Consider the following 14,513-nt stretch of genomic DNA (forward strand, 5'->3'; position numbering starts at 1 on the left):
GGAGAGGACGCGCGATGAGCAACCTGGACCGACGGCCGCCCGCACGTGACGTCGGCGGCCTGGCGGGCACCACCGCGGGGCCGGCGCTCGACCTGCTGCCGGGCAAGGAAGTGCTGCTCGGCGAGAGCACCCGGGTGCGCCGGCTGCTGCCGACGCTGGGCCGGCGGATGGTCGGCGCCTGGGTGTTCGTCGACCACTACGGCCCCGACGACATCGCCGCGGGCCCCGGCATGCAGGTGCCGCCGCACCCGCACACCGGGCTGCAGACGGTGTCCTGGCTGCTCGACGGGGAGGTGCACCACCGGGACTCGCTCGGCAGCGACGTGCGGTTCCGGCCCGGCGAGCTGGCGCTGATGACGGCCGGGCACGGGATCGCGCACTCCGAGCAGTCGCCGGCGACCCACCCGCGGTACCTGCACGGCGCCCAGCTCTGGGTGGCGCTGCCCGAGGCCGACCGCGAGGTGGACCCGCACTTCGAGCACCACGGGGTGCTGCCCGGCTTCAGCTCCGACGGGCTCACCGCCACGGTGCTCATGGGCGGCTTCGGCGGCGCGACGTCGCCGGGGCGGGCCTACACCCCGCTGGTCGGGGTCGACCTGGAGCTGGCCGCGGGTGCCGACGTCGAGCTGCCGCTGGAGGCCGAGTTCGAGTACGGGCTGCTGGCGTCGGCCGGATCGGCCACGGTGGACGACGTCGTCCTCGAGCCGGGCGCGATGCTGTACCTGGGCACCGGCCGCCGTGCGCTGCGGGTGCGCGCCGCGACGGGGTCGCGGTTGCTGCTGCTGGGCGGGGAGCCGTTCGAGGAGCACCTGGTGATGTGGTGGAACTTCATCGGCCGGTCGGGCGAGGAGATCGCCGACTACGCCGAGCAGTGGAACGCCGAGTCGCGCCGCTTCGGCGCGGTCGTCGGCTACGACGGCGACCGGCTGGCGGCCCCACCGCTGCCACCGGCCGGGCTGCGACCGCGCGGCCGGGTGCACTGATGCCCGCGGACCCGCGGCTGCTGGCCTTCGTCGCGGAGCAGCGCTGGGGAGTGCTGGCCACGGTCAAGCGCGACGGCCGGCCGCAGCTGTCCAACGTCGGGTACGCCTGGGACGACGGCCTGGTCCGCGTCTCGGTGACCGCCGACCGGGCGAAGACCCGCAACCTGCAGCGCGATCCGCGGGTGACGCTGCACGTGGCGTCGAGGGACTTCTGGACCTGGGTCGCCGTCGAGGGCACCGCCGAGCTGACCCCGGTCGCGCGGGAACCGCACGACGCCACGGTCGAGGAGCTGATCGCCTACTACCGCGGCGTCTCCGGCGAGCACGAGGACTGGGACGCGTACCGGGCGGCGATGGTGGCCGATCGCCGGCTCGTCGTGCGGTTCCGCCCGGAGCACGCCTACGGCCGGCTACCGGGGTGAACCCGGCGTCGCCGGTGCGCCCCGCTCGCACCGGCGACCGGGCCCGGATCACCCGGCCGGGACCTCCATGACCGAGAACGACGCGCCCCACGGGTCGGCGACGACCGCGAACCGGCCGTACTCGGTGTCCTCGGCCGGGAGGAGCACCTTCCCGCCCGCGGACGTCACCGTGGCGACCGCGCCGTCGGTCGAGGCGACAGCGAAGCAGGTCGACCAGCCCTTCGGCACCCCGGGGGCGACGCCGCCGAGCCCGCCGAGCGGGTCACCCCCGGTGGCGAAGGTCGTGTAGCCCTCCCCGCCGGGGATCTCCTCGAACCGGAACCCGAAGACGGCGGTGTAGAACGCCCGGGCCGACGCCGGATCGTCGACCGCCGCCTCGTTCCAGACCAGCGAGCCGGGTTCGTTGTACCGCTGCACACCGGTGTGCTCGCCGGACTGCCACAGGCCGAACGGATTCCCCTGCGGGTCGAGGGCGACGACCATCGTGCCCATCGGCCCGATCTCCATCGGCTCGACGAGGACCGTGCCGCCGGCCTCCCGGATCCGCGCGACCGTGGCGGCCGCGTCGTCCGTCGCGAAGTAGGTCGTCCAGCGGGGCGGGTCGTCCGGATCCATCTGCGGACCGAGCCCGGCGACCCGCTGCCCGTCCTTCTCCGCGTTCAGGTAGCCGCCGAACTCGGGATCCCCGCCGGTGTACGCCCAGCCGAGCAGGGCGGTGTAGAACTCCCGCGCCGCCGCCAGGTCGGCTGCGCCGTAGTCCACCCAGCACGGCGTCCCGGCCGGCCAGGGTGTGTCTCGCGTGGGCATGGTTGCCTCCTCCGGTTGTGAGGTAGGTCACCGTCCCACCGGAGTACGACAGTTCGGGGCGCCGGCTGCGCGCCGGTCAGAACCGCCCGCCGCCGGAGCGGCCACCGCCGCCGAAGGAGCCGCCGCCCGCGCGGCCCCCGCCGAACGAGCCGCCGCCGGAGCGCCCGCCGAAGCCGCCCCCTCCCCCGAAGCCGCCGCCGAAGCCACCGCCGGAGAAGCCGCCGCCGAACCCGCCGCGGCGCCCGCCGCCGAGCAGGATGCCGCCGAGCACCAGGCTGCCGAGGTCCACCCCGCCCCGCCGGTACCCGCCGCCGTAGCCGCCGCCCATGCCGCCGGGGCCGTAGCCGGAGTTCCACCGGTCGACGTCGTCCTGGGCCAGGTCCAGGGCGTGCGAGGCGAGCAGCCCGGCCTGCTGGGCCTCCCGCAGCGCGCTCACCGGCTCGCTGCGGCCGAGGTCGACGGCGGCCTCCAGGTGCCGCTGCGCCTCGGCCAGCCGGGTGCGGGCCTCGGGGCCGACCGCCCCGCGCCGGGTGTCGATGAAGTCCGCCGCCGCGGCCACCGCCGAGCGGGCGGTGAGCAGCGCCTGGTCCAGCGCCGCCGCGGCCCGGCGGGCCTGGGTCTGCGCGTCGCGGGCCGCGGAGAGCGTCTCCTCCAGCGCGGCGTCGGCGTCCTCGAGCTGGCGGAGCGCGGCCAGCGGGTCCCCCGGCGTGCCACCGGAGGGCCGCAGGGCCGCGTCGGCGGCGGCCAGCGCCGCCTCGGCCCGGGCGATCTGCGGCTGCAGGCCGCTGCGGTCGCCGCCGGCCACCAGGGCCCGGGCCTCGGCGAGGTCCTTCTCCGTCTCCGACCGCGCGGCCGCCACCCGGCCGGCGGCCGCGTCGAGGTCGGCGGCCAGCCGGCCCACGGCGTCGAGCAGGGTGCCGGTCTGCGCGACCGCGTCCTCGGCCGCGCGGATGTCGCCGACGGCGTCCCCGGTGCGGCCGGCGGCGAGCGCCTCCCGGGCCTCGCGCACCTCCTGGTCGGCGGCGTCGAGCCGCGCCCCGGCCTCGCGCACGTTGTCGGCGACGGCGGTGACGGCGGACCCGGAGAACCGCTGCCGGATCCCGGTGAGCCGCTGCTCCTCCTGCGGCAGCCGCGCGCGCAGCGCCGCGATGCGCGGCTCGAGGCCGGCGAGCACCTGCGGAGCGGTCCGCTCCAGGTCGCGCAGCTCCTCGAACGCCGCGCGCTGCTCGTCGAGCCGGGCGTCGGCGGCCTGGGTCAGCGCGAGGATCTCCGCGAGCATCCGGCGGGTGGTGGGCTCGTCCTCCGGGACGTCGTCGTCGAGCTCCTGGCGCAGCGTGAAGGCGCGGCCGACCTCGGCCTTGGACTGCGCGAGCGCGGCGTCGAACCCGGCGACGGCGTCCTCGCCGTACTGCGACCGCGCGAAGTCCAGGTCGAGCTGCGAGGTCTTCACCGCCTCGTCCATCTCCAGCAGCGCCTCGCTGGCGCGGCCCTGGAGCTGGTCGGTGGGCACGCCCTCGTACGGGTCGGGCGCCGGGCGCCGCCGGCCCGCGGGCAGCGCGCTCCCGGCGCGGTTCCGGCGCGAGCGGCTCATCAGGTAGGCGCCGCCGCCGACGACCGCGATGCCGCCGAGCACCAGCAGGGCGCCGGCACCGCCGGAGCCGCCGTCGGACGCGGACTCCGCCGGCTGCGCCGGAGCCGTGCCGCCCGATTGCAGCAGCTGGGCGAAGGTGGCCACGCCACCTGCCCAGTCGCCGGCGCCGAACTGCGGCGCCACCTGCTCGTCGGCCAGCGCCTCGAGCTCCTCGCGGGAGAGCGGAGAATCCGCCGGCCGGAGGAAGCCGTACCGCCGGTCGTCCACGGCGACGGCGAGCAGCGCGTCCTCCTCGGAGAGCTGGCTGAGCTCGGCGGTCGCCTGCGCCCACTCCGACTCGTTCGCACCGTCGAAGCTGGACACGAACACCACGGAGAGGTCGGTGCCGGTGGCCGCGCGCAGGTCGTCGATCGCGTCCTCGACCCGCGCCGTGTCGCCGTCGAGCGCGCCGACCTCGTCGACGATCTGCTCCGGCAGCCGGAACGGGGGCACCGCGTAGGCCGGCCCCCCGGTGACCAGGAGGACGGCGAGCACTCCCAGGACGACGCACAGCCGGCGCACGGATACCTCCTGGAAGGGCGAAGTCGAACCCGGACGACCCTACCGACGGTCGAGGGGTCCGGCCCGGCCGCGGTGGGTAGTGCGGAACCGCCGCCGCCGCACCGCACCGCACCGCACCGCACCGCACCGCACCGAGGAGATCCCCGTGACCGAGCCCGACGCCGTCCCCGCCGCCGAGCTGCCACCGGGGGCGGTCCGCCGCGTCGGCGGCTGGGCCGTGGGCAACCAGGGGCCCGGGCCCGACGGCGGCGACCGCTACTTCGCCGTCTCCCGGCGCTGCCGCCACCAGCTGGCCGACCTCGCCGAGGGCAGCGTCGACGCCGACGGGTGCCTGGTCTGCCCCTGGCACCAGAGCCGCTACGACGTGCGCACCGGCGAGATGGTCGAGGGCCCGCGCGGGTTCCTCGGCTACCACGGGCCGACGCCGGTCTACACCCAGCTGGTGCGGGCGCTCGGTCAGCTGGCGCGGCTGCGGGTGCGCCGGGCCACCCGCACCGGCGACGACGTCGTCCTGGGGTGAGGCCTCCTCAGCTGCCCTGGAGCTGCTCCCAGACCGACCGGCGCCGGGCCTGCTCGTCGGGGTCGGGCACCGGCAGGGAGGCCAGCAGCCGCTGCGTGTAGGCGTGCTGCGGGTTCCCCAGCACTTCCGCGCCGGTGCCCTCCTCGACCAGCTCGCCCTTGTAGAGCACCGCGATGCGGTCGGCCAGCAGGTCGACGACGGCGAGGTCGTGGCTGATGAACAGGCAGGCGAAGCCGAGCTCGCGCTGCAGCTCGTCGAACAGCTCCAGCACCCGCTTCTGCACCGACACGTCCAGCGCCGAGGTGGGCTCGTCGGCGATGAGCAGCTCCGGGTCCAGGGCCAGCGCGCGGGCCAGGCTGGCGCGCTGGCGCTGACCGCCGGACAGCTCGTGCGGGAACCGGTCGCCGAAGGCCCTGGGCAGCTGCACCGCCTCCAGCAGCTCGTCCACCCGGCCGCGGGCGTCCTGCGGGTCCGCCGCCCGGCCGTGCACCACCAGCGGCTCGGCGACGGCGTCGGCGATGGAGAGCAGCGGGTTGAAGCTCGACGCCGGGTCCTGGAAGACGAACCCGATCCGCTCGCGCACCGGGCGGAACCGCTTCTCCCGGACCCCGTTCATCTCGGTGCCCAGCACCTGCAGGGAGCCGCCGGTCACCCGGGTCAGCCCGGCGATGGCCCGGCCGATCGTCGTCTTGCCGCTGCCGCTCTCCCCCACCAGGCCGAGCACCTCACCCGGCCGGATCGCGAAGCTGACGCCGTCGACGGCGACGAAGTCGGGCTTGCGCAGCCGGCCCGGGTAGACGATCCGCACGTCGCGCGCCTCGACCACCGGGGTGGCGTCCGACCACGCCCGGGTGCGGGAGTCGGCCCGGTGCTGGGTGCGCGCCCGCCCCTCGCCCAGCCGCGGCACCGAGGACAGCAGCTGCCGGGTGTAGGGGTCCTGCGGCGACGAGAACAGCGTCCGGACGTCGGCCTGCTCGACGATCCGCCCCTGGTACATGACCGCCACCCGGTCGGCGAGGTCGGCGACGACGCCCATGTTGTGCGTGATCAGCACGATCGCGGTGCCGAACTCGTCCCGGCAGCGGCGCAGCAGGTCGAGGATCTCCGCCTGCACCGTGACGTCGAGAGCGGTGGTCGGCTCGTCGGCGATGATGACGCCGGGGTCGAGCACCAGCGCCTGGGCGATGACGATGCGCTGCTTCTGCCCGCCGGAGAACTGGTGCGGGTAGTGGTCGACGCGGTGCTCGGGATCGGGGATGCCGACCCGCCGCAGCACGTCGATCGCCTTCTCTCGCGCCTCCTTCTTGCTGGACTTCCCGTGCGCGCGCAGCCCCTCGGCGATCTGCCAGCCGACCGGGTACACCGGGTTCAGCGCCGTCGACGGCTCCTGGAACACCATCGCCGCGTCGCGGCCCCGGACGTCGCCGAGGCCGGCGCGGCCGAGCGTGACGATGTCGGCGGTGCTGCCGCCGTCCTTGCTGGTGAGCAGCACCGCGCCGCGCGTGGTCGCGGTCTCGGGCAGCAGGCCCAGGATGCTGCGCGCGGTCACGGTCTTGCCGCTGCCGCTCTCGCCCACGATGGCCAGCACCTCACCGGCGGCCACCGACAGGGTCACGCCCTGGACGGCGGCGACGTCACCGGCGTCCGTGGCGAAGGAGACCGTCAGGTCCTCGATGCCGACGACGTCGCTCATCGCCGTCCCCCTTCCTGGTTGCCGGGTCGCTCGAGCTCGTCGGTGCCGCCCGGGCTGGTCACCGGGGCGGTGTACGGGCCGACCGCGACCGAGGTCTCGGCGACGTCGGACGGCGCGGTGCCGCCGCGGCGCCGGCTGCGCAGCCGCGGGTCGGCGAGGTCGTTGAGGCTCTCCCCGACCAGGGTCAGGCCCATCACCACCAGCACGATGGCGAGGCCAGGGAAGATCGAGGTCCACCAGATGCCGCTGGTGACGTCGGACAGCGACTGCTTGAGGTCGTAGCCCCACTCGGCGGCCGCGGTCGGCTCGATGCCGAAGCCGAGGAAGCCAAGCCCGGCGAGGGTCAGGATCGCCTCGGAGGCGTTGAGCGTGAGGATCAGCGGCAGCGTGCGGGTGGAGTTCCGGAACACGTGCCGCGACATGATCCGCCAGTGCCCGGCGCCGATGACGCGCGCGGACTCCACGAACGCCTCCGACTTGATCCGCACCACCTCGGCGCGCACCACCCGCAGGTACTGCGGCACGAAGATCACCGTGATCGACAGCGCCGCGGCGAGGATGCCGCCGAAGAGGCTCGACTGCCCCCCGTTGACGACGATGCCGATCACGATGGCCAGCAGCAGCGACGGGAAGGCGTAGATCGCATCGGCGACGACGACCAGCACCCGGTCCAGCCAGCCGCCGAAGTAGCCCGAGACCAGCCCCAGCAGGACGCCCAGGACCAGCGAGAAGACGACGGCCGCGACGATCACCAGCAGCGCGGTGCGCGAGCCCCAGATGACCCGCGACAGCACGTCGTAGCCGCCGACGGTGGTGCCGAGCAGGTGGTCGGCCGACGGCTCCTGCTGGGCGCCGAACGGGCCGGTCGCGTCGCGCAGCTGGTCGTACTCGTAGGGCGCCAGCAGCGGCGCGAAGATCGCCGTCAGCACGAAGACGCCGGTGAGCACCAGGCCGGCCACGAGCATGCCGCGCTGCAGGCCGACGCTCTGCTGCACCTGGCGGATCACCGGCAGCTCGCGCCAGCCGCGGCGCCGGCGGCCCGCGGGTGCGGTCTCGGGGGCGTGCACAGCAGTGGCCATCTCAGTACCTCACCCGCGGGTCGATCAGCGCCGCGATGACGTCGACGACGAAGTTGATGACCGCGACGATCACGGCGGCCAGCACGACGATGCCCTGGACGGCGACGAAGTCGCGCGCCTCCAGGTACTGGACCAGCTGGAAGCCCAGGCCCTTCCACTCGAACGTGGTCTCGGTCAGCACCGCGCCGCCCAGGAGCAGCGCGATCTGCAGGCCGATGACGGTGACGATGGGGATCAGCGCGGGCCGGTAGGCGTGCTTGCGCAGCAGCCGCCGCTCGCTCACCCCGCGGGACCGGGCCGCCTCCACGTACCCCATGCCCAGCGTGCCGATCACGTTGGTGCGCACCAGCCGGAGGAAGACCCCGGCGGTCAGCAGCCCCAGGGTGAGCGCCGGGAGGACGGCGTGCTCGAGGACGTCGGTGACCACCGCGCCGTCGCCGGTGGCGAACGCGTCGATCAGGTAGATGCCGGTGGACGAGTCCAGCGTCTGCAGCTGGATCTCCGAGCCGGTGGTGGCCCGGCCGGCGACCGGCAGCCAGCCCAGCTGGACGGCGAAGACGAGCTTGAACACCAGGCCGGCGAAGAAGACCGGGGTGGCGTAGCAGAGGATCGCGAACACCCGCAGCGCGGCGTCGGGCCACCGGTCGCGCAGGTAGGCGGCGAGCCGGCCCAGCGGGATGCCGACGAGGAAGGCGACGATCAGCGCGTAGAACGCGAGCTCGAGGGTCGCCGCGCCGAAGGTGGCGAGCACCTCGGTGACCGGGCGGTTGTCGCTCTGCGTCGTCCCGAAGTCGCCCTGCACCAGCGAGGTCAGGTACTCCCAGTACTGCACCAGGATCGGCCGGTCGTACCCGGCCTCGGTCACCCGCTCCCGCAGCTCGGCCGCCGGCAGCCGGCCGCCGAGCGCCGCGGTGATCGGGTCACCGGTCAGCCGCATGAGGACGAAGACCGTCGTCACCAGGATGAAGATGGTCGGGAAGATCAGCAGGAAGCGGACCAGCAGGTAGCTGCCCAGTCCCCCGCCGCCGCCGCGCCGGCGGCGGGGCGCCGGCTCGGCATCCGGGGCGTCCGTGCCCCCGGAGAGCTCGGTCGTGGTCGTGGTCATGTCTCCACCCAGGGTGTGCGGGTTCCGTACGTGGACGGCCCCGGGTGACCCGCGCGCGGCGGGTCACCCGGGGCCGGTGGTACAGCCTCTCAGCGGGCTCGGTCAGCCCTTGCTCAGGGCGCCGTACCGGAACTTGAACGACGCGTCGAGGGTGTCCTCGGCGCCGGACACGTCGGTGCCGGTGACGGCGACCTGCGCGCCCTGCAGGTACGGCACGGTGGACAGGTCGTCGGCGACGAGCTCCTGGATCTGCTCGATCAGGGCCTGGCGCTCGGCCGGGTCCTCCGTCGTGGCCTGCTGGAGGATCAGGTCGTTGACCTCCTGGTCCACGTAGTGGTTGCCCAGGAAGTTCTCCTCCAGGAAGAACGGCGTCAGGTAGTTGTCGGCGTCCGAGTAGTCCGGGAACCAGCCCAGCTGGTAGGCCGGGTAGACGTCGTTGGTGCGCTGCTCGGAGTACTGCGTCCACTCGGTGGTCTGCAGGTCGACCTGGAACAGGCCGCTGGACTCCAGCTGGTCCTTGATCAGCGCGTACTCGTCACCCGAGGACGGGCCGTAGTGGTCGTTGGAGTACTGCAGGCTCAGCTGCACCGGGGTGGTGACGCCGGCCGCCTCGAGCAGCTGCCGCGCCTGCTCGACGTCGGGCCCGCCCTCGCCGTCGCCGTACTTCTCCATGAGCGGCTGGATGGCGCCGGTCAGGCCCTCGGGGACGAAGGAGTACAGCGGGGTGTAGGTGCCCTTGTAGACCTGCTCGGCCAGCTCCTCGCGGTCGATCAGGCTGGCGACCGCCTGGCGGACGGCGAGCGCCTTGGCCGGGTCGGCCTCCGGCGTGGTCGCGCCGTAGGGCTGGGTGTTGAAGTTGAAGACGATGTAGCGGATCTCGCCGCCGGGCCCGTCGACGACCTGGACGCCGTCGTCGGCGCGCAGGTCCTCGATGTCGGTCGCGGACAGGCTCCGCCACGCGACGTCGATGTTGCCCTCCTGCACGTCGAGCTTCAGGTTCGAGGCGTCGGCGTAGTACCTGACGTTGACCTGCTCGGTCGCAGGCTCGCCCAGGAGACCCTGGTACTCGGGGTTCGCCGCGTAGGTGACCAGGTTGTTCTGGTCGTAGTTGGTGATCGTGTAGGGGCCGGCGAAGGCCTCGCCCTCGACGATCTCCTGGTCCGGGGTCAGCTCGGTGGCCGAGAGGACCTCCTCGTCGACGATCGGGCCGGCGGGGCTGGACAGGATCTGCGGGAACACCTGGTCGTTGGGCGACTTCAGGTTGAACACGACGGTCTGCTCGTCGGGGGTGTCGACGCTCTCCAGGTTGTAGAGCAGCGACGCGGGGCCCTCGGGGTCGTTGATCGCCAGCTGGCGGTCGAACGTGAACTTCACGTCCGAGGAGGTCAGCTCGTTGCCGTTGGCGAAGGTCAGCCCGTCCTTCAGCGTCACCGTGTACTCGGTGGGCGAGGTGAACTCGGCCGACTCCGCGATGTCCGGCTCGACCTCGGGGCTGCCGTAGGGGGTGTTCATCAGGAACGGGTAGACCTGGTTCATCACGGCGAACGAGCCGTTGTCGTACGAACCGGCCGGGTCGATCGTGGTGATCTTGTCGCTGGTGCCGATGGTGATGCTGCCGCCGTCACCGCTGCCGGAACCGCCGTTGCCGTCGCCGTCACCGCCGCCGCAGGCGCTGAGCACCAGGGCCGTCGCCGCGACGCCCGCCGTGGCGACCACGCGCCGACGGCTGATCGAACCGGAAGTCATCCGTTACCTCGTTCTCATCGACAGCGATCGCGGACGATTTCCACGCGGTCGCCCGGGGGACCAGAAGATCTCAAGGTTTAACACAGCGTTCCTCAGCGGTGAGAGGGCGCCGGAGCACCGTTACCGCGTCGTGACTGCGGACCGAGAGATGCCGCACAGCGGGGCCACCGATCGGGGAAGCGGCCGCCCGGCGGCCCCTGGCCGCGCAGGCTCGGCGCACCCGCCGGGCCCCGTACCTGTTCCGGCGGCAGTCCGTCTCTGCCCAGCCGGGCGGGGCAGAGACGGACTGCCAGCGGGACGTCCCGCCACCACCCGCACCGGCGCGGCACCGGCCCGCCACCGTCCGGACTCAGGCGTCGATGCGGCGGCGGCCCTCGAACGCCCGGCCGAGCGTGACCTCGTCGGCGTACTCGAGGTCACCCCCCACCGGCAGGCCGCTGGCGAGCCGGGAGACCGCGAGCCCCATCGGGCCGACCAGCCGCGCGAGGTAGGCCGCCGTCGCCTCGCCCTCGAGGTTCGGGTCGGTGGCGATGATCAGCTCGGTGACGGCGCCGTCCATCAGCCGGGTCATCAGCTCCTTGACCCGCAGGTCGTCGGGGCCGACGCCGTCGATCGGGCTGATCGCGCCGCCGAGCACGTGGTAGCGGCCGCGGAACTCACGGGTGCGCTCGATCGCGACGACGTCCTTGGGCTCCTCGACGACGCAGAGCACGTCGTCGGAGCGGCGCGGGTCGCGGCAGATGCGGCACTGCTCCGCCTCGGCGACGTTGTAGCAGGTCACGCAGAAGCGGACCGACTCCTGGACGCGCGTCAGGGCCGCGACCAGCCGGCTCACGTCGGCCGACTCGGACGACAGCAGGTGGAAGGCGATGCGCTGGGCGCTCTTCGGCCCCACGCCGGGCAGGCGACCGAGCTCGTCGATCAGGTCCTGGACGGCACCCTCGTACACGGGGCTCCTCGGGTTGCGAGAGGGATCGGGCGGGTGCGCCCGATCAGAGGCCGGGCAGCCCCAGGCCGCCGCCGAGACCACCGGCCAGCGGGCCCATGCGGCTGGCGGTCAGCTCGTCGGCGGCCCGCTTGGCGTCGCGGACGGCGGCGACGACGAGGTCCTGCAGCGTCTCGAGGTCGTCGGGATCGACGGCGTCGGGCGCGATGGTGAGTGCGGTCAGGTCGCCGTCGCCGGTCATCGTCGCCGAGACCAGGCCGCCGCCGGCGGTGCCGGTGACCTCGGTGGCCGCCAGCTCCTGCTGGGCGGCGGCGAGCTGCTGCTGCATCTGCTGCGCCTGCTTCATGAGCTGCGACAGGTCGGGCTGCTGGCCTCCGGGGAACATGCCACGAGAGTAGGCCGCGGGGACGACAGGTGAGGACGCGCCGCCCCGCCCGTCAGCTGTCGACCGGGCGGGCACCCAGCTGGGCGCGGAGCAGTTGCAGCGCCGCCTGCTCCTGGTCGACGGCCGGCTCGGGCTCGCGGTCGCCGCCGGCGGAGGTCTCCGCCGCCCGCTCGGCCATCAGCTCCCGGGCCTCGGCCGCCTCCGCCGCCCGCGCGGCCGCGCGCGCCTCCTCCGGCGCCGCGGTGCGGGCGCCGGCGGCCGGCCCGGCCCCCTCGACGACGGCGTCGACGCGCCAGCGCACGCCGAGCAGCTCGTTGAGCGCCTCGCGGAGGACGTCCTTGTTGAGGTCGTCGCCCAGCCGCCGGGCCAGCGCCGGCGACGACGTGGAGAGCGTGAGGACGCCGTTGGCCAGCTGGTGCACCTGGGCGTTCTTCAGCAGCGCCTCGGTGGTCCGCTTGTGCTTCTTGACCACGGCGAGCAGCTCCGGCCACACCCGGCGGACGTCGGTGGTGGTCAGCTCGCCGTCGGAGGCGGACTCCGGCGGGTTGGCCGAGACGACCGGCGTCGGCTCCCCGCCCCGCGGTGCGGGGGCGGACTCCGCGGCGGCGCGCGGCGGGGACGCCGGCGGGCGCGGCTGCTCGACCCGGGCGGCCGCGGCCTGCACCGCGGCCGGCCGCGACTGGTGCGGCCAGTCCTCGTCGTCGGTGGGCTCGGGCGGCAGCGGGATGTCCGGCTCCTCCGCCGTCACCCGGGGGCGCTGGGCGGGCTCGGGCGTGGGCGGTGCGGCGGTCGGCGCCGGCGGAGCGGCGCGCGGCCGGCTGCCCGGCCGGGCCGTCTCCGGCCAGTCGTCGGCCGAGGCGGCGGGGGCGGCCGCGGCGGGACGCGGACGGCTGCCCGGCTTGGCGGTCTCCGGCCAGCCGTCGCCCGACGCGGCGGGCGCGGGCGCCGCCGGTGCCGCCAATTCCGGTGCAGCCGACGTGGGTGCCGGTGCGGGCGCGGGCGGAGCGGGCGCGGCCGGAGCGGGCGCCGCCGCCTGCGGCGGAGGCGCGGCGGCCGGCGGGGCGGAGGCCGTCGGCGGCGCCTCGGGCCGCGCCGCCTGCTGCTGCTGCGCCTGCGACCTGCGGACGAACTCCCGCCGGGACGCCGCGGCTGCGGTGTCCTGTGTGGGGCCGGACACCGGAGCTGCCGGGGCCGCCGCGCGGGGCGTCTCGCGGGGCGTCTCGGCGGGGACCGCCTCGCGGTGCCCGACCTCCGCGACGGGGCGGCCGGCGTGCTCACCGGCGATCGACATCCGCCGCTCGAGCCGCTCCAGGCGCTGGAGGGTCGCGGCGGCCGAGCCGTCGGTGGCCGGCAGCAGCATGCGCGCGCAGACCAGCTCCAGCAGCAACCGCGGTGCCGTCGTCCCGCGCATCTCGCCCAGGCCCTCGTGCACGGTGTCGGCCATGCGCGACAGGGTGGCCGAGCCGAGCGCCTGGGCCTGGGAGTTCATCAGGTCCAGTCGGTCGGGCGGGCAGTCGAGCAGGCCGCTGCCGCCCGCGTCGGGCACGGCGTCGAGGACGATCAGGTCGCGCAGCCGGTCGAGCAGGTCGGTGGCGAAGCGGCGGGGGTCGTGCCCGGCCTCGACCACGCGGTCGACGGCGCGGAAGACACCGGGGGCGTCGGAGGCGGCGAGGGCGTCGATCGTCTCGTCGAGCAGCGCGTCGTCGGTGACCCCGAGCAGGCCGACGGCGCTCCGGTAGGTGACGCCCTCGGGGCCGGCGCCGGCCAGGAGCTGGTCGAGGATGGACAGCGAGTCGCGCACCGAACCGCCACCGGCCCGCACCACCAGCGGGAAGACCGTCGGCTCGACCTGCACGCCCTCGGCCTCGCAGGTCTTCTCCAGCAGCGAGCGCAGCGTCGTCGGCGGCACCAACCGGAACGGGTAGTGGTGCGTGCGCGAGCGGATGGTCGGGAGGACCTTCTCCGGCTCGGTCGTGGCGAAGACGAAGACCAGGAAGTCCGGCGGCTCCTCGACCACCTTGAGCAGGGCGTTGAAGCCCTGCGTGGTGACCATGTGCGCCTCGTCGACGATGTAGACCTTGTAGCGGCTGTTCACCGGGGCGAAGAACGCGCGCTCGCGCAGGTCGCGGGCGTCGTCGACGCCACCGTGGCTGGCCGCGTCGATCTCCATGACGTCCAGCGAGCCGGGGCCGTCGGGCGCCAGCGCGACGCAGGACTCGCAGACCCCGCACGGGGTGGACGTCGGCCCCTGCGCGCAGTTCAGCGAGCGGGCCAGGATGCGGGCGGACGACGTCTTGCCGCAGCCGCGCGGGCCGCTGAACAGGTAGGCGTGGTTGATCCGCCCGCCGTCGACCGCGTTCATCAGCGGGGTGGTGACGTGCTCCTGCCCGACCACCTCGGCGAAGGTCGCCGGGCGGTACTTGCGGTAGAGCGCCAGAGCCACGCCGAGGAGGTTACGTGGCAGGACCGACCGGACGGCGGTGCCGGTGGACGCCGGGCCGCGGGATCGGGCCCCGGAAAAGAAGAGGACCCCCCGCGCACCCGCCAGAGCCCGCTTATCCTTGCTGCCTTCCGGCCCTGGGGAGGTTCACAGGGTGACGCCACACGAGGGGTCGTCGACCACTGTAGGGCACACCGGTCGCCGCGTGCCGACCCCCTCGCCGCACCCCACCGCG

Annotated in this window: 12 protein-coding genes and 1 other RNA gene; 3 read left to right on the forward strand and 10 right to left on the reverse strand. The window is 74.6% G+C overall.

The window, feature by feature from the left end:
- The first annotated feature begins 14 nt into the window (after nucleotides 1–14).
- Both ACI790_RS04990 and ACI790_RS04995 read left to right on the forward strand, forming a co-directional pair.
- Nucleotides 15–983: a pirin family protein gene (locus tag ACI790_RS04990; protein WP_456568686.1), complete on the forward strand. Its 969-nt coding sequence runs from the start codon at nucleotides 15–17 to the stop codon at nucleotides 981–983.
- Complete coding sequence (locus ACI790_RS04995) at nucleotides 983–1,405, forward strand: PPOX class F420-dependent oxidoreductase (protein ID WP_456568687.1); 423 nt, start codon at nucleotides 983–985, stop codon at nucleotides 1,403–1,405. The genes ACI790_RS04990 and ACI790_RS04995 overlap by 1 nt, the downstream gene beginning before the upstream one ends.
- Nucleotides 1,406–1,453: 48 nt before the next feature.
- Here ACI790_RS04995 and ACI790_RS05000 read toward each other — a convergent pair whose 3' ends face one another.
- Nucleotides 1,454–2,212: a VOC family protein gene (locus tag ACI790_RS05000; protein ID WP_456568688.1), complete on the reverse strand. Its 759-nt coding sequence runs from the start codon at nucleotides 2,210–2,212 to the stop codon at nucleotides 1,454–1,456.
- Between the two features lie 76 nt (nucleotides 2,213–2,288).
- A complete protein-coding gene (locus tag ACI790_RS05005) occupies nucleotides 2,289–4,364 on the reverse strand; it encodes a TPM domain-containing protein (protein ID WP_456568689.1) in 2,076 nt (691 codons plus the stop codon).
- Nucleotides 4,365–4,509: 145 nt separating this feature from the next.
- Here ACI790_RS05005 and ACI790_RS05010 point away from each other — a divergent pair, with 145 nt between their 5' ends.
- Entirely contained in the window at nucleotides 4,510–4,884 is a 375-nt protein-coding gene (locus tag ACI790_RS05010; RefSeq protein WP_456568690.1) for a Rieske (2Fe-2S) protein, read from the forward strand.
- 7 nt (nucleotides 4,885–4,891) lie between these two features.
- Here ACI790_RS05010 and ACI790_RS05015 read toward each other — a convergent pair whose 3' ends face one another.
- From ACI790_RS05015 to ffs, 8 genes are all read right to left on the reverse strand, one after another.
- Complete coding sequence (locus tag ACI790_RS05015; protein ID WP_456568691.1) at nucleotides 4,892–6,577, reverse strand: dipeptide ABC transporter ATP-binding protein; 1,686 nt, start codon at nucleotides 6,575–6,577, stop codon at nucleotides 4,892–4,894.
- Entirely contained in the window at nucleotides 6,574–7,656 is a 1,083-nt protein-coding gene (locus ACI790_RS05020) for an ABC transporter permease (RefSeq protein WP_456568692.1), read from the reverse strand. The genes ACI790_RS05015 and ACI790_RS05020 overlap by 4 nt, the downstream gene beginning before the upstream one ends.
- A 1-nt stretch (nucleotide 7,657) precedes the next feature.
- Entirely contained in the window at nucleotides 7,658–8,761 is a 1,104-nt protein-coding gene (locus ACI790_RS05025; protein ID WP_456568693.1) for an ABC transporter permease, read from the reverse strand.
- Nucleotides 8,762–8,863: 102 nt separating this feature from the next.
- Nucleotides 8,864–10,507: an ABC transporter substrate-binding protein gene (locus ACI790_RS05030; RefSeq protein WP_456568694.1), complete on the reverse strand. Its 1,644-nt coding sequence runs from the start codon at nucleotides 10,505–10,507 to the stop codon at nucleotides 8,864–8,866.
- Nucleotides 10,508–10,856: 349 nt separating this feature from the next.
- The gene (recR, locus tag ACI790_RS05035; RefSeq protein WP_456568695.1) at nucleotides 10,857–11,456 is read right to left on the reverse strand and encodes a recombination mediator RecR; all 600 of its coding nucleotides are present in this window, start codon (nucleotides 11,454–11,456) and stop codon (nucleotides 10,857–10,859) included.
- Between the two features lie 43 nt (nucleotides 11,457–11,499).
- A complete protein-coding gene (locus ACI790_RS05040) occupies nucleotides 11,500–11,838 on the reverse strand; it encodes a YbaB/EbfC family nucleoid-associated protein (RefSeq protein WP_166533398.1) in 339 nt (112 codons plus the stop codon).
- A 52-nt stretch (nucleotides 11,839–11,890) separates the two neighbouring features.
- Complete coding sequence (locus tag ACI790_RS05045; protein WP_456568696.1) at nucleotides 11,891–14,281, reverse strand: DNA polymerase III subunit gamma and tau; 2,391 nt, start codon at nucleotides 14,279–14,281, stop codon at nucleotides 11,891–11,893.
- Nucleotides 14,282–14,359: 78 nt separating this feature from the next.
- Nucleotides 14,360–14,455, reverse strand: an RNA gene (gene ffs / locus ACI790_RS05050) — signal recognition particle sRNA small type.
- Nucleotides 14,456–14,513 lie beyond the last annotated feature (58 nt).

The sequence above is a fragment of the Blastococcus sp. SYSU DS0539 genome, from assembly GCF_054050855.1.